General features: G+C 39.0%; 23 protein-coding genes. 21 read left to right on the top strand and 2 right to left on the bottom strand.

Annotation, left to right across the window (positions count from 1 at the left end):
- The first annotated feature begins 151 nt into the window (after nucleotides 1-151).
- The 21 genes from rbfA (at nucleotide 152) to DC53_RS17780 (ending at nucleotide 19,708) form a co-directional block, all read left to right on the top strand.
- Nucleotides 152-637 carry a 30S ribosome-binding factor RbfA gene (gene rbfA, locus DC53_RS17680; RefSeq protein ID WP_007378502.1) on the top strand — a complete coding sequence of 162 codons (486 nt, stop codon included), beginning with the start codon at nucleotides 152-154 and terminating at the stop codon, nucleotides 635-637.
- The gene (truB, locus tag DC53_RS17685; RefSeq protein WP_033028531.1) at nucleotides 621-1,580 is read left to right on the top strand and encodes a tRNA pseudouridine(55) synthase TruB; all 960 of its coding nucleotides are present in this window, start codon (nucleotides 621-623) and stop codon (nucleotides 1,578-1,580) included. Before rbfA ends, truB begins: the two co-directional genes overlap by 17 nt.
- A gap of 153 nt (nucleotides 1,581-1,733) precedes the next feature.
- Complete coding sequence (rpsO, locus tag DC53_RS17690) at nucleotides 1,734-2,003, top strand: 30S ribosomal protein S15 (protein ID WP_002958490.1); 270 nt, start codon at nucleotides 1,734-1,736, stop codon at nucleotides 2,001-2,003.
- A gap of 396 nt (nucleotides 2,004-2,399) precedes the next feature.
- Nucleotides 2,400-4,526 carry a polyribonucleotide nucleotidyltransferase gene (gene pnp / locus DC53_RS17695; protein WP_008134625.1) on the top strand — a complete coding sequence of 709 codons (2,127 nt, stop codon included), beginning with the start codon at nucleotides 2,400-2,402 and terminating at the stop codon, nucleotides 4,524-4,526.
- Nucleotides 4,527-4,807: 281 nt separating this feature from the next.
- Complete coding sequence (gene nlpI / locus DC53_RS17700; protein WP_007378499.1) at nucleotides 4,808-5,686, top strand: lipoprotein NlpI; 879 nt, start codon at nucleotides 4,808-4,810, stop codon at nucleotides 5,684-5,686.
- Nucleotides 5,687-5,696: 10 nt separating this feature from the next.
- Nucleotides 5,697-6,848 carry a hypothetical protein gene (locus DC53_RS17705; RefSeq protein WP_033028588.1) on the top strand — a complete coding sequence of 384 codons (1,152 nt, stop codon included), beginning with the start codon at nucleotides 5,697-5,699 and terminating at the stop codon, nucleotides 6,846-6,848.
- A 216-nt stretch (nucleotides 6,849-7,064) separates the two neighbouring features.
- The gene (locus DC53_RS17710; protein ID WP_033028530.1) at nucleotides 7,065-9,857 is read left to right on the top strand and encodes a monovalent cation/H+ antiporter subunit A; all 2,793 of its coding nucleotides are present in this window, start codon (nucleotides 7,065-7,067) and stop codon (nucleotides 9,855-9,857) included.
- Nucleotides 9,857-10,210 (top strand): Na+/H+ antiporter subunit C, encoded by a 354-nt coding sequence (locus DC53_RS17715; protein ID WP_010554685.1) that lies wholly within the window; start codon nucleotides 9,857-9,859, stop codon nucleotides 10,208-10,210. Before DC53_RS17710 ends, DC53_RS17715 begins: the two co-directional genes overlap by 1 nt.
- Entirely contained in the window at nucleotides 10,207-11,724 is a 1,518-nt protein-coding gene (locus tag DC53_RS17720; protein WP_033028529.1) for a monovalent cation/H+ antiporter subunit D, read from the top strand. Before DC53_RS17715 ends, DC53_RS17720 begins: the two co-directional genes overlap by 4 nt.
- A complete protein-coding gene (locus tag DC53_RS17725; protein WP_033028528.1) occupies nucleotides 11,724-12,260 on the top strand; it encodes a Na+/H+ antiporter subunit E in 537 nt (178 codons plus the stop codon). The genes DC53_RS17720 and DC53_RS17725 overlap by 1 nt, the downstream gene beginning before the upstream one ends.
- Complete coding sequence (locus DC53_RS17730) at nucleotides 12,254-12,523, top strand: K+/H+ antiporter subunit F (RefSeq protein WP_007378493.1); 270 nt, start codon at nucleotides 12,254-12,256, stop codon at nucleotides 12,521-12,523. Before DC53_RS17725 ends, DC53_RS17730 begins: the two co-directional genes overlap by 7 nt.
- Before the next feature lie 9 nt (nucleotides 12,524-12,532).
- Nucleotides 12,533-12,865: a Na+/H+ antiporter subunit G gene (locus tag DC53_RS17735; RefSeq protein WP_007378492.1), complete on the top strand. Its 333-nt coding sequence runs from the start codon at nucleotides 12,533-12,535 to the stop codon at nucleotides 12,863-12,865.
- A 130-nt stretch (nucleotides 12,866-12,995) separates the two neighbouring features.
- The gene (locus DC53_RS17740) at nucleotides 12,996-13,493 is read left to right on the top strand and encodes a DUF2059 domain-containing protein (RefSeq protein ID WP_007378491.1); all 498 of its coding nucleotides are present in this window, start codon (nucleotides 12,996-12,998) and stop codon (nucleotides 13,491-13,493) included.
- A 215-nt stretch (nucleotides 13,494-13,708) separates the two neighbouring features.
- The gene (locus DC53_RS17745) at nucleotides 13,709-14,152 is read left to right on the top strand and encodes a MerR family transcriptional regulator (protein WP_007378490.1); all 444 of its coding nucleotides are present in this window, start codon (nucleotides 13,709-13,711) and stop codon (nucleotides 14,150-14,152) included.
- Nucleotides 14,142-16,388: a heavy metal translocating P-type ATPase gene (locus tag DC53_RS17750; RefSeq protein ID WP_033028527.1), complete on the top strand. Its 2,247-nt coding sequence runs from the start codon at nucleotides 14,142-14,144 to the stop codon at nucleotides 16,386-16,388. The genes DC53_RS17745 and DC53_RS17750 overlap by 11 nt, the downstream gene beginning before the upstream one ends.
- 20 nt (nucleotides 16,389-16,408) lie before the next feature.
- Nucleotides 16,409-16,762 (top strand): cupredoxin domain-containing protein, encoded by a 354-nt coding sequence (locus DC53_RS17755; protein ID WP_033028526.1) that lies wholly within the window; start codon nucleotides 16,409-16,411, stop codon nucleotides 16,760-16,762.
- Between the two features lie 80 nt (nucleotides 16,763-16,842).
- Nucleotides 16,843-17,058: a TIGR02450 family Trp-rich protein gene (locus DC53_RS17760; protein WP_002958506.1), complete on the top strand. Its 216-nt coding sequence runs from the start codon at nucleotides 16,843-16,845 to the stop codon at nucleotides 17,056-17,058.
- 597 nt (nucleotides 17,059-17,655) lie between these two features.
- Entirely contained in the window at nucleotides 17,656-17,868 is a 213-nt protein-coding gene (locus tag DC53_RS17765) for an EF-hand domain-containing protein (protein WP_002958507.1), read from the top strand.
- A gap of 169 nt (nucleotides 17,869-18,037) precedes the next feature.
- Complete coding sequence (locus DC53_RS17770) at nucleotides 18,038-18,244, top strand: hypothetical protein (RefSeq protein WP_033028525.1); 207 nt, start codon at nucleotides 18,038-18,040, stop codon at nucleotides 18,242-18,244.
- A gap of 80 nt (nucleotides 18,245-18,324) precedes the next feature.
- Nucleotides 18,325-18,540, top strand: a complete 216-nt coding sequence (locus tag DC53_RS17775) for an EF-hand domain-containing protein (protein WP_033028524.1) — start codon at nucleotides 18,325-18,327, stop codon at nucleotides 18,538-18,540.
- A 220-nt stretch (nucleotides 18,541-18,760) separates the two neighbouring features.
- A complete protein-coding gene (locus DC53_RS17780; protein WP_033015247.1) occupies nucleotides 18,761-19,708 on the top strand; it encodes a PDC sensor domain-containing protein in 948 nt (315 codons plus the stop codon).
- 38 nt (nucleotides 19,709-19,746) lie between these two features.
- Here the strand turns inward: DC53_RS17780 and DC53_RS17785 are convergent, their stop codons facing one another.
- Together DC53_RS17785 and DC53_RS17790 are read right to left on the bottom strand one after the other, a co-directional pair.
- Nucleotides 19,747-21,366 (bottom strand): M28 family metallopeptidase, encoded by a 1,620-nt coding sequence (locus DC53_RS17785; protein ID WP_007378247.1) that lies wholly within the window; start codon nucleotides 21,364-21,366, stop codon nucleotides 19,747-19,749.
- Nucleotides 21,367-21,529: 163 nt separating this feature from the next.
- Nucleotides 21,530-21,769 carry an RNA recognition motif domain-containing protein gene (locus DC53_RS17790; protein ID WP_002958513.1) on the bottom strand — a complete coding sequence of 80 codons (240 nt, stop codon included), beginning with the start codon at nucleotides 21,767-21,769 and terminating at the stop codon, nucleotides 21,530-21,532.
- Nucleotides 21,770-21,842 lie beyond the last annotated feature (73 nt).

The raw sequence follows: 21,842 nt of genomic DNA, 5'->3' as shown, positions 1-21,842 counted from the left end.
TAGGGTGTATTGAACGCTTAAGGTTAACGCCCGGGCGTTCTACACGCTCTACGCTAAGATTTTAAATGGGGGCTTAGCCCCCATTTGCATATCCATTATTTAGTTAACTTATTATTTAATTTCAATAAGTTATTATTTTAGGACAAGTATAATGAGAGAATTTTCTCGCACTGATCGTGTTGCACAGCAAATCCAAAAAGAAATTGCTGTAATTTTACAACGCGAAATTAAAGATCCACGCTTAGGTATGGTGACAGTGTCAGCGGTAGAAGTATCGCGCGATTTATCTTATGCCAAAATTTTCATTACTGTGTTTAACACACAAGATGAAGATGCAGCAAAGCAAAGCGCAAAAGTACTAAATGAAGCAACGGGTTATATTCGCTCGTTACTTGGTAAGCGTATTCGTGCACGTATAATGCCTGAGTTAAAGTTTGTTGTTGATAACTCATTAATGGAAGGTATGCGTATTTCTAATTTAGTGGATTCTATTATCCGCGAAGATAACGCAAAGCATGTTGATGAAGACGTAGAAAGTGTTGATGCTGATGAAGTTTTAGATAGCGAAGAAAGTACTGAGCACGTAGACGATACAGATAGCGAAGAAGGCACTGATACAGATGGCAAAGCGCAGTAAAGGCCGTGCAGTTGACGGTATTTTGTTGTTAAACAAACCGCAAGGCATTTCATCAAATAAAGCTCTGCAGCAAGCAAAAGGTGTTTATTTTGCGCAAAAAGCTGGGCACACAGGTGCTTTAGATCCACTTGCTACAGGTATGCTGCCAATTTGTTTTGGTGAAGCGACTAAGTTTACGCAGTTTTTACTCGATACAGATAAAACCTATATCGTTCGTGCACAACTGGGTGAGCGTACAACAACATCAGATTCTGATGGCGAAATTGTTAGCACTAAAGATGTGAACGTAACGCGTGAACAGCTAACAAAAGAAATTGCTGCTTTTGTTGGTGAGTCTGATCAATATCCGTCAATGTACTCGGCACTTAAGTATCAAGGTAGACCGTTATATAAGTACGCTCGCGAAGGTATTGAAGTACCTCGCAAATGCAGAAAAATAAACGTGTTTAGCTTATCGTTTGACGAATTTGATGAACAAAGCAACGTATTACAAATGACGGCTCATGTATCTAAAGGGACGTACATTCGTACAATCGTTGACGATTTAGGCGAAAACCTAGGCTGCGGTGCACACGTTATTATGCTCCACAGAACCGCTGTTGGTCAGTATCCGGCAGATAAAATGGTATCGCTTGATGAAATTGAAGCATTACTTGCTAAAGCGAAAGAAGAAGAGCTTGCGCCTTCGACTTATTTAGACTCGTTGTTATTACCTATAGACACTGCTTTAACTGATTTACCCGTTGTTGAAATCACAAAAGAACAAGGGGGAATTTTTAGTCACGGGCAAGCTGTAGAATTACCAATCGCTTTACCTGATGGTGCAATTAAAGTTGTTGCGGATAATATATTTATTGGTACTGGTGAGCGCAACTCAAATGGACATTTAAAGGTTAAACGTGGTCTTGCTAGCCAGCAAGATGATTACGTAAAGCCGGAATAAGCAACTAATGTGCCCAGTAGTGGCTTATTAGTTGTAGATGGGGATAATTAACTTGTAGTTATTCCCACAGTTGGTAGAATACGCCCGCTTAATCGTTTTGGCTGAATTAGTGATCGGCTAAGACACCTTTTAAATTTAATTTTTGGAGTTACTATGTCACTAAGCAATCAAGAAAAAATCGATATCATTGCTAAATTTGCACGTGCAGAAGGCGATACAGGTTCATCAGAAGTACAAGTAGCATTACTTACTTATGATATCAACAAGCTTCAAGGTCACTTTGCTGATCACAAGCATGACTTCCACTCACGTCGTGGTCTGCTTCGTAAAGTAAGCACTCGCCGTAAACTACTTGATTACCTTAAAGGTAAAGATATCACTAGTTATACTGCACTAATCAAAGAACTTGGCCTACGTCGCTAAGAACTAGATTATAGAAAAAGGAGCTTTTTAGCTCCTTTTTTTGTGCCTGAAATTTGTGTTTTTAAATTAAGAAAATTCTTAAACCTATTGAATTGCAATATAAAACCCCCATTTCATAGCTTACCAAGAGCTATTGTATTTAACCGCTAAAATAAGCCCAGCTGAAATCGAGTAGTTAGATTGAACAAATTTCAATCCGCAAAGAACAACACACCCTAGACTCGCATTTTGAAGTAGCTTTGGTATATACTATGCGCGTAGATAAAAAGGTTTATCTACGCTTATCCACATCATTGCCAATTGTAGTACTTAATTGATTTCCAACTGAATACAATTATGTACTGTAATTGGTACTTTGATGACAACTTATTAGAATACATTTAAGGAATATTTTAAGTGCAAGCAATTATTAAAGAATTTCAACTAGGTCAACACACAGTTACACTAGAAACTGGTGCAATCGCTCGTCAAGCAGACGGCGCAGTACTAGTAAGCATTGGCGATACTTCAGTTTTAGTAACTGTTGTAGGTAAGCGTGAAGCACAACCAGGTCAAGACTTTTTCCCATTAACGGTAAACTACCAAGAGCGTATGTACGCTGCTGGTCGTATCCCAGGTGGTTTCTTAAAGCGTGAAGGTCGTCCTAACGATGGCGAAACACTTATTGCACGTCTTATTGACCGTCCAATTCGTCCACTTTTCCCAAGCGGTTTTGTAAACGAAGTACAAGTTATTGCAACTGTTGTTTCTGTTAACCCTGAAATCCAACCAGATATGGTTGCGATGATTGGTACTTCAGCAGCACTTGCTATCTCTGGTATCCCGTTCAGTGGCCCAATTGGTGCAGCTCGCGTTGGTTACATCAACGGCGAATATGTACTTAACCCTACATTAAAAGAGCTTGAAGAAAGCCAACTTGATTTAGTGGTAGCCGGTACTGATAAAGCGGTACTTATGGTTGAGTCAGAAGCTAACGTACTTGCTGAAGACGTAATGCTTGGTGCTGTTGTATATGGTCATGAGCAATCTCAAGCGATCATCACTGCAATCGAAGAATTTAAAGCGCAAGCAGGCAAGCCTACTTGGGATTGGACTGCACCTGAGAAAAATGTTGCACTTGAAGATAAAGTAGCAACTATCGCTGCTGATAAGGTAGGCGCAGCTTACTTAATCACTGATAAAGTAGCGCGTAAAGAAGCACTTGGCGAAGCGAAGGATGAAGTTGTTGCAGTATTAACAGCTGAACTTGCTGAAGGCGAGTCTTTAGACAAGCAAGAAATTGGCAAAATCTTCGGTTCACTTGAGAAGAAAATCGTTCGTGGCCGTATCGCTGCTGGCGAAAAACGTATCGATGGTCGTGAACCAGATATGATTCGTGCACTAGACGTAATGACAGGCGTATTACCGCGTACTCACGGTTCTGCTATCTTTACTCGTGGCGAAACTCAGGCGTTAGTAACAGCGACACTTGGTACAGAACGTGATTCACAGTTAATCGACGATTTAACGGGTACTCATAAAAACCACTTTATGCTTAACTATAACTTCCCTCCATTTTGTGTAGGTGAAACTGGTTTTGTTGGTTCTCCTAAGCGTCGTGAAATCGGCCATGGTAACCTTGCTAAGCGTGGTATTTCAGCTGTAATGCCTACACTTACTGAGTTCCCTTACTCAATCCGTGTAGTATCTGAAATCACTGAATCAAACGGTTCTTCTTCAATGGCGTCTGTTTGTGGTACTTCTCTAGCACTTATGAACGCGGGTGTACCAATTAAAGCATCTGTTGCCGGTATTGCGATGGGTCTAGTTAAAGAAGACGATAAATTCGTTGTTCTTTCTGACATTTTAGGTGATGAAGATCACTTAGGTGACATGGACTTTAAAGTTGCCGGTACTGCTGCGGGTATTACTGCACTTCAAATGGATATCAAAATCGAAGGTATCACTCAAGAAATCATGCAAATTGCGCTTAAACAAGCAAAAGCTGCACGTTTACATATCTTAGAAGTGATGGATGAAGCGATTTCTGCTCCTTCTGAAGAGCTATCAATGTTTGCTCCTCGCATATACACAATGAAAATCCCACAGAAGAAAATCGCTGAAGTTATTGGTAAAGGTGGCGCAACTATTCGTCAGCTTACTGAAGAAACTGGCACAACGATTGAAATCGGTGACGACGGTACAATTAAAATTGCCGCTACAGATGGCGAAAGTGCAGCTAATGCGATTAGCCGTATTGAGCAATTAACAGCTGAACTTGAAGTAGGTACTATCTACGAAGGTAAAGTTGTACGTATCGTAGACTTCGGTGCGTTTGTAAACATTCTTCCTGGTAAAGATGGTCTAGTACATATTTCTCAAATTAGTACTGAGCGCGTTAATAACGTGGCTGATCACCTTTCTGAAGGTCAAGAAGTTAAAGTTAAAGTACTAGAAGTAGATCGCCAAGGCCGTGTACGTCTAAGTATTAAAGAAGCAATGGAATCAGCAGCACCTGCAGCTGACGCGCCAACTGACGCGTAATTGCTAATACTTCATCCAGATATTTACTGGATAATATAAAAGAGGGGCTGTTTAGCCCCTTTTTTTATGCTTTAATGAGGCTAATTAAATTTAAACAAAGATTATTCAAGGAAGCTAAATTACTCATAAATAGTGTTCAAATTTAAAAGTGACAAACTCACAACATAATTTTACCTAATTACTGAGCAGTTTACCTAGAGCAATAATAGTTCATCAATTGCTATGAACCTATTGAGACATCGTCTGTCATATTGCTACCTATCTTGGTATTAAGGATTTTAATGATACTCAAACATTTAGCTTTGGCATCTTTCGCTATTTTGTCTTTAAGCGCTTGCCAAACTACAACAGAATCAGAACCAACCCCGATTGTTAATGTGCCATTTACTGCACCTTTGGCCTCTGACTTTAGAAGTGAAATTGCTATTGCACGCTACTCAGAGTTATTGAATAGAGCAGATTTAAGCCCTGATCAACAAGCGAAGTTATATTATGACCGTGGTGTGTTATTTGATAGCTTAGGCATGACTACGCTGTCGCGTATTGATTTTAACCGCGCTGTAAAACTTAAGCCTGATTTAGCTGAAGTATATAATTTTTTGGGTATTCAACATACGCTAATGCAACAATATGAAAAAGCCTATGAATTTTTCGATTCGGCCCTTGAGCTTGATGAAGATCATGAATATGCTTATTTAAATCGAGGTATTGCACTTTATTATGGTGATAGGTCTGGTATTGCTAAAACCGATTTTAGTGCATTTTTAGCTCGCTCTCCAAATGACCCTTATCGTGTATTATGGGTTTATTTAGCAGATGCTAAGGTAAATAAGGAGCAAGCTCTTGTTGAACTTAAAACGAATGCAACAGCACTTGACGATTCACAATGGGCGTTTCAACTAATTTCGCTTTTTGCAGGTGATATGAGCGAGCATGCTTTTTTATCTGGCATTAGTGAGGGTGTTAAGTCGGAACAAGAATATGCTCAGCGTTTATGTGAAGCTTATTTTTACTTAGCTAAATTGCATCAGGCTGCTGGTGATAAATACTTAGCCGCTGATTATTTTAGATTAGCTCTAGCAACTAATGTACATGAGTTTATTGAGTATAAATATGCACGTTTAGAACTTGAGTTAATGGCTGGTGACGACGCAAGTTAATACATTAAAGTTGGCAGGTGTATTACTGTGTAGCCTTTTAATAACAGGCTCTGGTAATCACCTTGACGCGATTGGCTTTTGGCATGTTTTGAACACAAAGGCCAGTGTGTTAAAAGTCTATAGACGCTTCCCTAATTATTTTGCGGTTCATTTACCGCAACTACCAGATACCTCCCTGGCTATATTGGCTAGAAATCACATTCCCTCTGCACAATATGCTTATTCAATAAGACTTTTAAATAATAACGACAGTGATACGGCTAAACAATTTTGGTTGGCAGGTATAAATAAATTAAATGCAATTGAGCGTAAAGAGTTAGCTGTTCAGTTATTAGCTCAATCACGTTGGGATGATTTAAAGCTGTTAGCCGATATAAAGCAGTTACCAGAAGGGGATGTTTTTAATCACCTCAGGTTGCATTTATCTATAGCGGAAAATAATATACCGCGTGAATTTATACAAAATTTGGGTTTTTCTTTTTTAGAGGATATTGATGAGCCTAAAAAGCACTGTATGTTTAATGTAATTGTAATGAGCGATCACCGAAATGGTTTATATAAATTAGGTGACTTTATAACTACATACAATCGGCAGCCAGAGCCACGCGAAAATATATTTTGTTTTTCAAAGCCCGTTTATGTTGCGACTGCGCTCAATTGTAAAAGTAATATCAATAATGCTGCGCAATGTGATTGGCAGGCCTCTAGATTTAAAAATGAGCTTCTTAGCAATTATGATTTTTTAGTAATGATGCCAAAGCATGGCACTGCAAATGTCAGTAAAGGCAAAATGCTTATTAACTCACAGGCAAACTACAGTATATTTTTACACGAACTTATGCACTTTAACCGTTTTGAGGATGAGTATACTTTGCCTATATCAAAACAAGCATGGTTGTGCGCACGAAGTGGGTTTGTAGCACCAAATTTATATATTACACATGGTGAACCTGCACCAGAAGGTTGGCATAAAAGTGAAAGTTGTCAACAAGGAGGTATTGCTTATAAACCAAGTGAAAAGTGGTCTATTATGCAGTATCAACAATTAGGGCTCTCAACGCAATACAGGGAACTTTGGTTGAAGTATTTAGATATGACTAAGGGGGACTTCTACCGTCACTCAGATGAGCTTACGTCTATAAATAAGGCTATATTAAATTAACAATCGTCAGCAATGCTATATTGATTTTTTAGCTTGAAAAAATTGTTAGTTTTTGTTTTGAAAACATTCATATAACCCCGCTTTATATAGACAAAATTAGTGTTTTTCAGTATAACTATAACTATTAATGTCGTTAAAAAACAGGCAGTAAAAGCATCACTTAATCCTAAAAGAGTGACGCCCTGATAAACTTATGATTATAAAAGGCCCTACATTATGACTTTGCTCTGGATACCCTTGTTATCCTTAATTGGCAGTGTTATTTCTGCATGCACAGGTAAGTTATCCCGCAATTTAAGCACTAGTTTAACGGCTCTCGCGCCTTTGACGGCTTTGGGGATTACTCTATACCATGCACCTGCAGTTTTAGCGGGCGAAACCATTCGTTATTCATTAGCTTGGATCCCGTCAATAGGACTCGATTTATCTCTGCGGTTAGATGGCCTCAGTTTATTGTTTATGTTTATGATTTTAGGCATAGGCTTGCTCGTTATCCTCTACACGCGTTACTACCTAAGCGCTAACGATTCAATGGCTAAGTTATATAGTTATTTAATGCTGTTTATGACCGCTATGCTTGGCATTGTTATGTCTAACAATGTTATTCAGCTGTGGTTGTTTTGGGAATTAACGAGCATCAGCTCATTTTTATTAATTAGTTTTTGGTGGCATAAGTCTGAAGCGCGAAAGGGTGCTCGTATGGCACTTGCTGTAACAGGCGCGGGCGGCTTAGCGTTACTTGCAGGCTTAATGCTATTAGGTGATATTGTTGGTAGTTATGACTTAGATGTTATTCTAGCGAGTAAAGCAATAATTCAATCTCACGATTTATACGAAGTAGCATTGGTATTGGTGCTATTGGGTGCATTTACTAAATCGGCACAATTTCCATTTCATTTTTGGCTTCCTCATGCAATGGCTGCACCTACGCCAGTGAGCGCGTATTTACATTCTGCAACCATGGTAAAAGCCGGTATATTTTTGTTAGCACGTTTTCACCCTGCTTTAGCCGGCACCGATACGTGGTTCTTGCTCGTTGGGTTAACGGGTTTAGCTACGCTGTTGTTTGGTGCTTATATAGCATTATTCAAACATGACTTAAAAGGCTTGTTAGCCTATTCAACAATAAGCCATTTGGGTTTAATAACGCTGTTACTCGGGCTTGATACTGAGCTTGCAACTGTTGCGGCAATATTCCACATCATTAACCATGCCACGTTTAAAGCGTCGTTATTTATGGCCGTTGGTATTATTGATCACGAAACAGGCACGCGCGATATGCGTAAATTAAATGGTATGTGGCGATACTTACCATACACTGCAACGCTTGCGATGGTCGCGGCGGCTGCAATGGCGGGTGTACCATTACTTAATGGGTTCTTATCTAAAGAAATGTTTTTTGCAGAAACGCTGCATCAGCAAGTACTTGGTTCTATGTCGTGGCTAATACCAGTACTGGCAACTGTTGCAGGCGCATTTGCGGTTGCGTATTCCGCACGCTTTATTCACGATGTGTTTTTTAACGGTGATCCAATTAATTTACCACGAATACCTCATGAACCACCACGTTATATGCGTGTACCAATAGAGATACTCGTTGTCATTTGTTTATTAGTAGGGATGTTTCCGCACTTTGCAATTGATGGCATCTTATCTGCGGCATCCTTAGCTGTATTAGGGCAAAAGATGCCACATTACGAATTAGCTATTTGGCATGGATTTAACTTACCTTTACTTATGAGTGCAATGGCTGTTGTTGGCGGCTTATTTATTTATGTTAATCGTAAATATCTATTTCAATTTCAAGCATCGTTACCACCTCTAAACGCTAAAAAAACGTTTGAACGTGTAATATTAAGCGTTATTGCTTGGTGTCAGTCAAAGGTAAGCAGTACAGAAAATGGATCGCTGCAGCGCTACCTTGTAATTATGTTAGCGGTAGTATTACTGTGTGCAGGTTGGCCATTATTTGAAATGCAACAACTTGCCGGTAGCATGCCACTTACGCCTGTTGATGTGCACAATGCAATTGGTGCAGGCTTATTGATTATTGGTGCTCTTGCCACCGTTATTTGGCATCGCTCTCGAATGGTATCGTTGTTAATGCTCTCAATTGTGGGGTTAATGGTGTCGGTTGTATTTACACGTTTTTCTGCTCCAGATTTAGCGCTTACGCAGCTAACCGTTGAAGTGGTTACTATTATTTTACTTATGCTGGCATTGTTTTTCTTGCCCCAACATACGCCAAAAGAATCAAGTTCATTACGTGTACTTCGAGATTTAGCAATAGCCTCTACGTTAGGTGTAGTTATAGCAAGTATTTGTTACGCGTTACTCACACGCCCATTAGATTCAATCTCAGACTTCTTTATTGCTAACGCTAAAATTGGTGGCGGTGGTACTAACGTAGTTAACGTTATTTTGGTCGACTTTAGGGGCTTTGATACGCTTGGAGAAATTACCGTATTAGGCATTGCCGCATTAGGTATATTTAAAGTACTTTCTCGAATTCCATTATTTATGCCTGCAAGTGACAGCGAAGGCCGCCCATGGGCTAAAGAACGTCATCCAATATTATTGGCGAGTATTTCACAAAGTTTATTACCGCTTGCGTTGTTGGTGTCGGCGTATATTTTCTTACGAGGGCATAACTTACCTGGTGGTGGCTTTATTGCAGGACTGGTAACGTCAATCGCGTTTATTTTACAATATATGGCGCATGGTACGGCATGGATAAACGAACGTTTTGATGTTAATTATCGTAAAATCATAGCTTCAGGCATTGGTATTTCACTGTTTACAGGTGTGGGTAGCTGGTTCTTTGATAAGCCATTTTTAACAACCTGGTTTGACTACTTTGATATTCCGTTTGTCGGTAAAACAGAGCTTGCCAGCGCGATTGCATTTGACCTAGGTGTCTACTTAACGGTTGTAGGCGCTACGTTAATGATTTTAGCAAGCTTAGGTAATATGACGGCAGATACCCAGAAAAAAGAGGTAAATATTTAATGGAATTATTGTACGCATCTTGCGTTGGAGTATTGGTCAGTTGCGGTGTGTTTTTACTGCTAAGAGCTCGTACGTTCCCTGTAGTACTTGGGCTTACTATGATTTCATATGCTGTTAACTTATTTTTGTTTTCAGCAGGTCGTCTTACTATTAATAAAGCAGTAGTGCTTGGTACTGGCACAGAATACGCCGATCCTCTACCTCAAGCTTTAGTGCTTACAGCTATTGTTATTGGTTTTGCGATGACCGCATTCGTGGTTATTTTGGCAATACGTGGACGCGCCGATTTAGGTAGCGACCATGTTGATGGTTATGTGCCTAATACCTCAGCAGATAACAAGGAGCAAAAATGATCCAACATTTAGCTTCGCTCCCTATTTTATTACCTATGCTTACGGCCGTTATTTTATTACTGCCACCATGTGGTAAAAGCGTTAAAATACGCCGCTTAGTTTCAATTGTAATGGCAATAGCTACTTTTGCCATTAGTGTATTTTTACTTGTACATATTAATAATACGGGTATTAACGTTTACGCTATTGGTAATTGGTCTGCACCATTTGGGATAGTCTTAGTAGCCGATATGTTGTCTACCTTATTGGTTACGTTAACTTCACTTTTAGGTTTGGGCGCTATTTTATATGGTAGTGCTGGCGATGATGAAAAAGGCAGTTTTTATCACCCACTTGTTCACTTTTTAATATTGGGTGTAAATGGCGCGTTTTTAACTGGCGATTTATTTAACCTATTTGTATTTTTTGAAGTATTACTGATTGCATCATATGCATTGTTAATGCACGCAGGTGATAAACAAAACACCCGTGCTGCGCTGCAATATGTAATATTAAATTTAGTTGGCTCAAGCGTATTTTTAATCGGTTTGGGTATTTTGTACGGTGTACTTGGTACGCTCAATATTGCAGATATGGCGCAAAAGGTATCGGAGCTTTCGGGCGATGATGTATACCTAGCAAAAGCAGGTGGTTTATTATTACTCATTGTATTTGCTTTAAAGGGCGCACTATTACCTCTGCATTTATGGCTTCCAAATACGTATGCAAGTGCTAAACCTGTGGTTGCTGCATTGTTTGCGATTATGACCAAAGTAGGCGTTTACGCCATGCTTAGAGTTTACACTGTGATTTTTGGCGAACAAGCAGGAGCGCTTGAACATATGGCGCAGCCTTGGCTTTGGGGCTTAGCAATTGCCACCATTATAGTGGGTGCCATTGGTGTTATGGCAGCGCAAGATTTACGTAAACTAACGGCTAACTTAGTATTAGTATCGGTAGGTACGTTGGTTGCGCTAATTGCATTGCAAAATGTAAATGCCACTGCTGCACTTTTATATTATTTAGTGCATTCAACACTTGTTAGTGCCGCTCTATTTTTACTAGCAGACTTAGTTTCAATCCAGCGGGGTAAAGTTGGCGATAGGCTTGTGGCGGGTCGCTCTGTTAAACAGCCATTTTTATTAGGTGTGTGCTTTATTATTGCGGCTTTAACGGTAGTTGGTATGCCACCACTGTCAGGCTTTGTAGGTAAAATTTGGATACTTAAAGCGACATTAAACAGTGAGCAAGCTTTACTATTTTGGCCAGTATATTTAGTAACAAGTTTTGCGTTGTTAGTAGCGCTTTCGCGCGCTGGCACAACCTTGTTCTGGGAGCATAAAAGTAAAAATAGCGAAAATGCTGAGTGTGTAAATGCGAACCCATTGCAAGTAATTGTAATTATAGGTTTACTTGCGTGTTCACCATTATTAGTAATTTTTGGCGGGCCCATTAGTGAATATATGCTGGGTGCTGCTGTGCAGTTACATGACATAAGCGGCGGCATTAATGCTGTACTTAAAGGAGGCATGTGATGAGATTACAAGCCCGTTTTCGTTGGTTACCAACGCCATTTCGTAGCTTATTTTTGTTTATGGTTTGGCTATTGTTAAATAATAGCGTGTCGGTAGGGCACTTAGTATTAGCGACTATTTTTGCAATACTTATCCCGATATTAAGTTTTTCGCTTCGCGAGCCTCAGCCGCTAATTTTAAAGCCGGGCTTGGCTCTCAAGCAGTTGCTTATTGTGCTGTACGATATTGTTGTAGCAAATTTACAAGTGGCTTTACTTATACTTGGGCCATCTAAAAATTTGCGTCCGGCCTTTATAAAAGTACCGATAGATTTAACCCATGATATGCCAATTACTATATTGGCCAGTTGTGTATCGCTTACACCTGGTACTGTGAGTGCAGAGGTTTACCCAATTGCTGAATCGTTACCTGAGAGTAAAGAGCCAACGCAACGCTACTTATTAATACATGTGCTTGATCTTAAAGATGAACAAGCACTTATCAAACAAATAAAACAACGCTACGAAGCTCCACTAAAGGAGATATTTCAATGTTAGATACTGTATTACTCATTGTTTTTTCGATGATTGGCTTATCATTATTACTTAATTTATGGCGATTGATCATCGGTCCGTCAGTGCCTGACCGTGTTTTAGCGCTCGATACTATGTACATTAACGTCATCGCACTGATTATTTTATACAGTATTAGTATGGATACAGGGCTTTATTTTGAAGCTGCACTGCTTATTGCTATGCTCGGTTTTATAAGTACAGTTGCAGTGTGTAAGTATTTACTACGTGGCGATATAATTGAATAAGGTGAAAACATGATCAGCGAATGGGTTGTATCAATATTATTGTTATTTGGTGGTACGTTTATTTTAATTGGCTCAATAGGCTTAATTAAACTACCTGACTTTTTTATGCGTTTGCATGGACCAACTAAAGCAACCACGTTGGGCATGGCGAGTATGTTAATTGCTGCTATGGTTTATTTTGCAAATTCAGGGCATGGCCTAAGTGTTAAAGAAATACTCATTACTATATTTTTACTAATTACGGCACCGATTAGTGGCTACATGTTAATAAAGTCTGCTATCCATCATAAGCTAAAAGCCAAAGAAGGCACTAAAGGCCTAGATAATGTAGAAGACGATTAGCATAAAAATATATTTATAAAAGGCCGAATAAATTTATTTTACTCGGCCTTTTTAATGATTGCTTGTACCCTTTACAATACAAATTATTCATGTGACCATAAGTCCATTATTTATATGAAAGGATATTATTATGGGTAAGGTACTACTTTTATCATTACTGATTTTTTCTAGTAGTTTGTATGCTGAACAAAATTCTAAGCAGCAAAAAATAGATGAACTCATTAATGTAATGAACATGGATGCAATGGTTGATTCTATGTACGGCCAGGTTGAAGGTATGATGAAAGGCATGTCAGACCAAATGGGCGTTAAGCCTTCTGAACAGGCTATTTTTGATAAATACTACGGCGACATGACAACGGTATTAAAAACCGAAATGAGCTGGGCTAAAATGCAGCCAATGATGATTAGCGTGTACGACAAACATTTTAGTGAGCAAGAAATTGCTGATATGTTAGCGTTTTATAAAACAGATACAGGGCAAAAAATACTTGAAAAAATGCCTGTTGTAATGCAAGAGTCTATGCAAATGTCACAAAGCTTAATGAAAGATGCTATACCAAAAATTCAAGATATAGCAGGCAAGCTAAGCGAAGAGCTAAAAGCCTCACGCGAGCATGCTAACTAGAGACTGCTGATATTTGCTGGTTAAATTTAACCTTTAAAGAACAATAGATTCAATACTTTTATCTCTCTTATTTAAGCGCTCTAGCCAGAGCGCTTTCACTTTTTCGCTAAATCAGTTTCAGTAAATTTAAATTATGCTTTAATGCTCCTCTCTATTGACCTGTGTGTTGCACATAGGTTTATTATTGATCTATTGAAATTCCACGGGGCTAAATTATGTATGTTAAACAACTTGCCAAATTAATGGGCGTGACTGCCGATACTGTTCGTCATTACACACGTATTGGGTTACTTAACCCAATACGCAGTGAAGAAAATGGCTATCAAGAATATACAAAGCAAGACCAGCAACGTTTAAAGTTTATTATTAGTGCGCGTCAACTTGGTTTTTCACTCAAAGATATTCAACACATTATAGGCGAGTCAGAGCAAGGGAATTGTCCTTGTCCGTTAACGCGAAAACTCATTACTAAACGCCTAGAAGAAACCGAAGCACTATTTCAAGAAACATTAAAACTACGAAACAGGATGCATGCAGCTCTGGATCAATGGGATACATCAGCCGATGGTGCAAATGCCAGTGACGTGTGTAGTTTAATAGAATCTTTTGTTGATCCAATAAACGATTCTGCAAATAAGGAGCAGCGTAATGACGACTAATACAAAAGACACCGCGCAAAACTTTATTATTGAAGGCGCTAATTGCGGCAGTTGTGTGGCTAAAATTGAAAAAGCCCTTAATAGCGTGCAAGGCGCGCAAAACGTGGAAATGAACTTTGCACAGCGTACAGTACGTGTAGAAGGTAAAGCCCGCGAAAGCACGCTTATTAAAGCAGTCGAAAACATTGGTTATTCAGCTAAGCCAATGAGTAATGAGTCTGATCAAGATGCACTTGATGAAAAAGCAAAGTCGGATGAGGCACATTATAAAAAGCTGATGCGTAATATGATATTAGCGTTAGGGGTCGGTGCGCCGTTAATGATATACGGGCTTATTTTTGACATGAGTGTGACCACCGACACACAACGAATAGCCTGGTTTTTAGTGGGTATAGTCACGCTTGTGGTTATGGCTATATCAGGTAAACAATTTTACAACGGTGCATGGCAGGCATTCAAAAACCATGCTGCTAATATGGATACATTAATAGCGCTTGGTACAGGTACTGCGTGGTTGTATTCAATGTTTGTGGTAATAGCACCAAACTTATTACCACAAGTCGCAAGACACGTATATTTTGAAGCATCATCGATGATCATCGGTTTAATTAGTTTAGGGCTCGCTTTTGAAGTAAAAGCACGTGGGCGCACCTCACAAGCAATTAAACGCTTAATTGGCCTGCAACCAAAAACTGCACGCGTAATTCGCGATGGGCAAGAGCAAGACATCGACATTAGTGATGTTGTAAAAAATGATGAAGTACGCGTACGCCCGGGTGAAAAAATCCCTGTGGATGGCGATGTTATTGAAGGCAGCAGTACGGTTGATGAGTCAATGCTTACTGGTGAGCCAATGGCCGTCCGCAAAAAAACGGGCGATAAAGTCGTTGCCGGAAGTATTAATAAAAGTGGCACTTTATTATTTAAAGCCACGCACATTGGTAGCGAAACCACACTTGCCAATATTATCAATATGGTTAAGCGTGCACAAAACTCAAAGCCATCAATAGGGCGCTTAGCTGATGTTATATCTGGAATATTTGTACCAACAGTCATGATTATTGCAGTACTTGCAGGCCTTGCATGGTTAAACTTCGGACCTGAGCCATCAATTGCTTATGCCGTTGTTGCGGTTACCACCGTACTTATTATTGCTTGTCCTTGTGCGCTAGGACTCGCAACCCCTATGTCGGTTATGGTGGGTATTGGTAAAGCTGCAGAGTCAGGAATATTAATTCGAAATGGTGAGTCGCTGCAAACAACATCTAAAATCACCACCATGATTTTAGATAAAACAGGCACTATTACTCAAGGCACACCGCAAGTTACCGATGTAGTTACCTTTAATAACAGTGATGAAAATACAGTAATGCAACTTGTTGCAAGCCTTGAAAGTAGCTCAGAGCACCCACTGGCCCAAGCAATTACGGCATATGCTCAAAAGCAGGGCTTAGCTTTAAGCAAAGTAGCTGACTTTAACGCAATTACAGGTAAAGGTGTCACTGGCAGTGTTGACGGGCAAACATTGTTGTTTGGTAATAAAGCGCTAATGGATAAATACAACGTGGCCGTTGATGATGCAACCGAGCAAGCTCAAGCACTTGCCAGTGATGCTAAAACGCCCATGTATTTTGCAAGCAATAATAAGCTCCACGCTATTATTGCAGTAGCGGATCCTATCAAAGAGGATTCAGTTGAAGCTATTAAACGCCTGCAAGATAAAGGTATCCACCTAGTTATGCTAACAGGTGACAACAAAGCCACTGCACAAGCCGTTGCTAAGCAAGTCGGTATTGATGACTTTATTGCAGAAGTAATGCCCGATGACAAAGTAAACGAAGTAACAAAACGCCAAGCAAACGGTGAAATAGTGGGTATGACAGGTGACGGTATTAACGATGCCCCCGCACTTGCGCAAGCGGATGTAGGGTTTGCAATTGGTACAGGTACCGATGTTGCAATAGAAAGTGCAGACATTACCTTAATGCGTGGTTCGTTACATGGCCTTGCTGATGCAATTGCAGTGAGTAATGCAACTATTTCAAATATTAAACAAAACCTATTTGGTGCCTTTATTTATAACGTGGCGGGTATTCCGATTGCAGCCGGCGTGTTGTATCCATTTTTTGGCATATTACTTAACTCTGTTGTTGCAGGTGCAGCTATGGCACTTTCATCGCTTACAGTGGTAAGTAACGCTAATCGCTTACGTTTTTTCAAACCAAATAAATCGTAATTTAAGCTAAGGAGTACGTTATGTTGATGATTAATATAGGTGGTGCACTGTTAATAGCCGCAATTATTTATTGGTTTTGGCTATACAAACCAGAGCAAACACAAAGTGATGACAACAAAGTAACGATAGTCGTTGATAACGGTGTTTATAAGCCAGGACACATTAAAGTGGCAGCTAACAAAGAAGTTGTACTTACCTTTGATAGAAAAGACAGCGCGCCGTGCGCCGAAACAGTGGTATTTCCACAGCTTGATATAAGTAAAGCGCTGGCAATGGGTGATGGCAATACAGTTAAACTACCTGCGCTTGAAGCCGGTGAATATGACTTTCATTGCCAAATGCAAATGTATAAGGGCAAGCTAGTTGCAGAGTAATCTGAACTAAGTAGGTGTTGGGGTCGTATAGTTGCCTTAGATAAGCTGTATAAATAGATGAGTAGGAGTCGTTATACTCAATGAATAAACTAAACCCTAAAAAATTATTGAATAGTAAATGGACCGCAACACCTGCTATAAATAAAGAAAAACACTTCATTATTGTTGAGGTGGAATTTGATGAAGATGGCAACGTAATTGAATGTATTACCGAGGCTGTTATGTCAAAAAATCAATATCCAATTAGTTGGCGAGATTTAAAAGATAACCAAAAGTGGCTACAAGGGTGGAAGTAGTTTAAATCTATATAATTTACCTCACTCCAATAGCGGCACACGATGTAGGTTTGCTTAATTTAAGCAAACCTATATTTTACGGCGCATTAAATTATGAGTTGAATGCTACAACTTAGCTTTAGCATTGAAACCTTCCTAAATAAATTCGCCATTTGGCAACAAAACAGTTAATTTCAAAATATCCTTCCAAAATTTTTATAATAAATCTCAAAAAATAATGTAACTTACTGATTAAAAATAAATTAATTATTTAGTAGCCGAAAATAAATCCTATGTCATTTCCATGTTCATATTCAGTTTATTTTGAAGGCTAACCTAAACGCCCCCTTATCGGCTTTTTAGCCAAAGTGTGTCTTTTTAATTAAACTTAACCAATTGATTTATAATGGTTTATTATTTTTAGTTAAATGACTGTTGCTAAATAGCAACAATAACACCTCCCCAAATTAAGCTTTTCTCGCTTTATATTATTTAACTTATTGTTTTTAAATAATAAATAAAAAGTGGCACCGAAGTTGTAATACCTAGAGTGTATTAAGCAAAACGTGATGAAAGCCAAAGGCTTTAATCGCAACAACCCAATGAAGGAATACTATTATGAAAACATTTCAATCAACATTAGTACTAATGGCGCTAGCTTCTTCATCAGCGGCTTTTGCAGCAACAGATTTTGATACGCTAGACGTAGATGGTAATGGCGCAATCAGCCAAGCCGAAGCTTCAGTAGATGCTGAGCTTTTAAGCAAGTTTAATGAACTCGATACAAACCAAGATGGTGAGCTATCTGAAGATGAGTTTTCTAAGGCCTAAAATTAAAGCCTTAAGCAGTTAATGCTCTGTGATGTTATCTAAATTCTGAGTTGCCAAAGACAACCTAAGTAGGCAAGGGAGCCTACTAAAAAGAATAACCAGGAAGTGACTAGAGAGCACTATAGAGCAAATTTATTTAGGACACCGCATACTTTTGAAGGATTAAATTATGAGAAAGCTACAATCAACATTTGTACTTATGGCTATTGTTTCTTCGTCAGTAGTATTTGCAAACACAGACTTTGAAACACGCGATGCAGACGACAACGCTTCAATTAGTCGCTCTGAAGAATCGGCGCAAGTGATAGAGCAATTTGACGAGCTGAATGTTCAAAGTAGCGGTGGCCCGACAGAAAATGATTTTTTTGAATATTAATTTATAGACACTTTACTCCTAAAGGATCTTGGAAAAGGACTTCTTACCCCTAATCAGGCTCAAAGCCTAAGGAAACGATTATGAAAACATTACACAAAACTTTAGCTCTTGTAGCCCTAGCTTCTTCTTCAGCGGCGTTTGCTGCGGTAGATTTTGATTCTTTTGATACAGATGGCGACGGCGTAATTAGTAAAACAGAAGCCCAAGTAAACTCGCAACTAGTACAGCTTTTTGATCAATTAGATGCAGATGGAAATGGCGAGTTATCTAAAGAAGAGTTTTCGAAGGCTCAGTAATAAGCTCTATGTAGAACCTTACCAGTCATACTCAAAAAGCAGCTAAGTAATTAATACTTAGCTGCTTTTTTGTGCATTTAATTTAATATATTACTATTTAGTCACCAAAGTAGTGCAAAACTCGAGTTTGAATATTATCAAGTTGCTGATTATTAAGTTATTTTATTGTTGGTTTTAAACTTGCAAATCAATTGATAACTTAGGCTAATGAGTATTTAAAATGGCGCGAATGAGTTATATCAGTAGTGTTGAGCGCTACCACGAATATGAGCATGTAATACACAGTTTACTTGAATCTATTTTAATGAGTATTGAGGACGGATTAACCAAAGAGCGTGATACCCGCTACCTGATTAAGCAGTACCCATTTTTAGAATTACAATATTGTTTAAATGCAGAAGGTTTGCAGCAGGGTAATAATGTCTGCTTTAAACGGGCATATAGCAAAAAATTAGGTGAAAGTGGTAATCAACAAGATTTAAGCGAGCGACCCTATTTTTTGAACGCTAAAGCAAGTGATAAAGTGTGCTTTACTGATCCCTACATTTCTATAGCGACTAACCATTTATGTATATCGGCGATTAAAGAGCTAAAAAAACCAATTAATAATCAGCATTACTTGGTCGTTGATGTGAGCTTAACGCAGCTTATTGAGTTTGTAATGGGTGATACTGCGCGCGCTAATATGTCGCCTTACTTCAAAGCGGGTTACGGTATTATTGTGGTGTGCTTATTTTGCTTAGTATTATTTTTACTAAATATCGTCTTTAGTGATATATACGCGCTATTAACTCATGTAGATACTTCATCAGACCCACTTGAGCCCTTTAGTATCATTATTTACATCACTTTGGCACTAGCAGTGTTTGATTTAGGTAAAACAATACTCGAAGAAGAAATCCTTATGCATAAGGATATTTTTAGGCACTCGTCTACGCGGCGCACTATTACACGGTTTATCTCTACTGTGTTGATTGCTATATCAATTGAGGCGCTGTTAACTATGTTTAAAGCGGCGTTGGGGCAATCGGAATATTTAATGCCTGCCATAGCGATGATGCTTGCAGTGGTAGGGCTTTTAATTGCACTGGCTATTTATGTTTATTTAGGGGCAAAGGCCGAAACGCTATTAATGCGCGCTCGTTTAAAACAAAAATCCTCCAAGTAGGAGGATTTTTATATTACATAACTCTATTTAATAGCTATTTATTGCTTATCTTGCGCGCGTTTGGCTTTAAAGTCAGACTCGCTCGTCCACTTTGGCCAATCGCCATTATTTGCAAGCTGTGTGGCTATATCAACAATAAGATCTATATCTTGCTTAACACCACCTAACGACCAATCAGCTGAGTAGTCGTCTGCTTCTTTATGGTATTTATGCGCAATGTACTCAGGATCGGTATCACCCAGACTCATAAATAATAAACTAGGCACGCCTTGCTTAGAAAGCGAGAAATGATCAGATCTAAAAAACAAGCCATTTTGCGGGCGAGGATCCATTTTAACAAAACGGCCTTGTGATTTTGCAGCTTTTGCTAAATAGTTTTCCATTGTCGATAAATCTTTACCGTATTGTAAAATGTAGTCAGTGCCATCAAGCACGTTCATGCCATCAATATTTAATAGACCGACCATTTGTTTTGTAGGTACAACCGCACCCGATGCAAATTCTTCAGAGCCAATTAACCCCGTTTCTTCTGCTGTAAAGTTAGCAAAAATAATTGAGCGTTTAAATGGCTTTTGCTTGTTCTTTTTACTCATTATACGTGCTATTTCAAGCGTGGCTGCAGTGCCTGAAGCGTTATCGACCGCGCCGTTATAAATCTTAGGGCCGGTGTCAGTTTGTTTAGTACCAAAGTGGTCCCAGTGAGCGCTAATAACAACGTATTCGTCAGGTGATTCGCTTCCTGTAATTTGTGCAACTACATTATGTGATTTGGCATGTGACACTTCGTTTTTAAAGGCAAGGTTTGCTTTTAAGTTAAGTGGCGTCGCTTTAAAGTCATCACTTAATGCTGCTTGTTTTAAATCTTGATAGTTAAGCTTTGCGGCGTTAAACATTTGCTCAGTCGCATCAAGTGTTAGCCAGCCCATAACCGGTAATTTTGATGCGTTTAAGTTGTTATCCATTAACGTGTATTTAGTACCTGTGTTTGAACTTTCAACTACGCCCCAAGGATATGCCGCAGGTGCGGTTTCATGAACAATAAATACAGCCTTTGCACCTTGGCGAGCGGCTTCTTCATATTTATAAGTCCAACGACCATAGTAGGTCATTGCATTACCAGTAAAAAGGGCGTCGTTTTGAGTAGCAAAACCTGGATCGTTAACGAGCACAACCACTGTTTTACCCGTTACATCAATATTTTTATAGTCATTCCAGTTATATTCTGGTGCATTAATACCATAGCCAACAAATACAATGTCAGAATTGCGTACATCAATTAATGGCTGAAGTTGCTCGGTACGTGCGGTAAAGTCTTTACCTGATTCAAAGCTCAAATCACCTACTTTTAACTGCATATCCTGATTAGCTGTCACCATTGCCATTTTTACAGGCTGTAAGTATTTACCTTTATAAGCACCGGTTAAACCCAGCGCTTTATATTGCTCGCTTAAGTAGCCTACTGTTTTCACTTCACCATGAGTTAGCGGGCCTCGGCCTTGAAAGTCATCAGAGGCTAGCGTTTTAATATGCTGTTTAATATTGCTAAGGCTTACACCTGCTGTATTTTCTAATGGAGTTTGTTCGCTTGCAGGCTCTGAGCAGCCAAAGAGTGCAACTAGCAGGCTTAGGCTAGCGCTTTTTAAAAGAGTAGATGCCATGGTCTTCATATTGTTATTTAATTAGGCTTTCAATATAAAGGAAGCACCGCAGCGATGTCGAATTTTTATAGAGAACTTTTCATTCAATTGCAGATTAACTATCAGTCATTAGTAAAAAACCAGCGCAAGCTGGTTCTTTTAACTTTAAGTAATAAATTATTACTTAAGCATCCGCTAATTTCACGCGGATCTTACTTTTATCAACAGTAGATTGGTTAAGTGCAGTAATTGCGCTTTTACTTTCTATGTCGTTTGGCATTTCTACAAAGGCAAAACCTTTAGATTGGCCAGTTTCTTTATCAAGTACCAAGTTACAGGTAGTCACTTTACCGTGCTCTGCAAATAAAGTACGAAGCTCATGCTCAGTGGTAGCACGAGACAAGTTACGAACTAATAGTTTCATAATGAACCTAAATAATTATGTCAGTACTAATTATCTCAAGTAACTCAGGTTTAACCTAATTTTATTTTAAAAC

Source organism: Pseudoalteromonas fuliginea, from assembly GCF_000690055.1.
Classification (GTDB): Bacteria; Pseudomonadota; Gammaproteobacteria; order Enterobacterales; family Alteromonadaceae; genus Pseudoalteromonas; species Pseudoalteromonas fuliginea.
The sequence above is the reverse complement of the archived record's forward strand: the minus strand, read 5'-3'. Positions and strand labels throughout refer to the sequence as shown.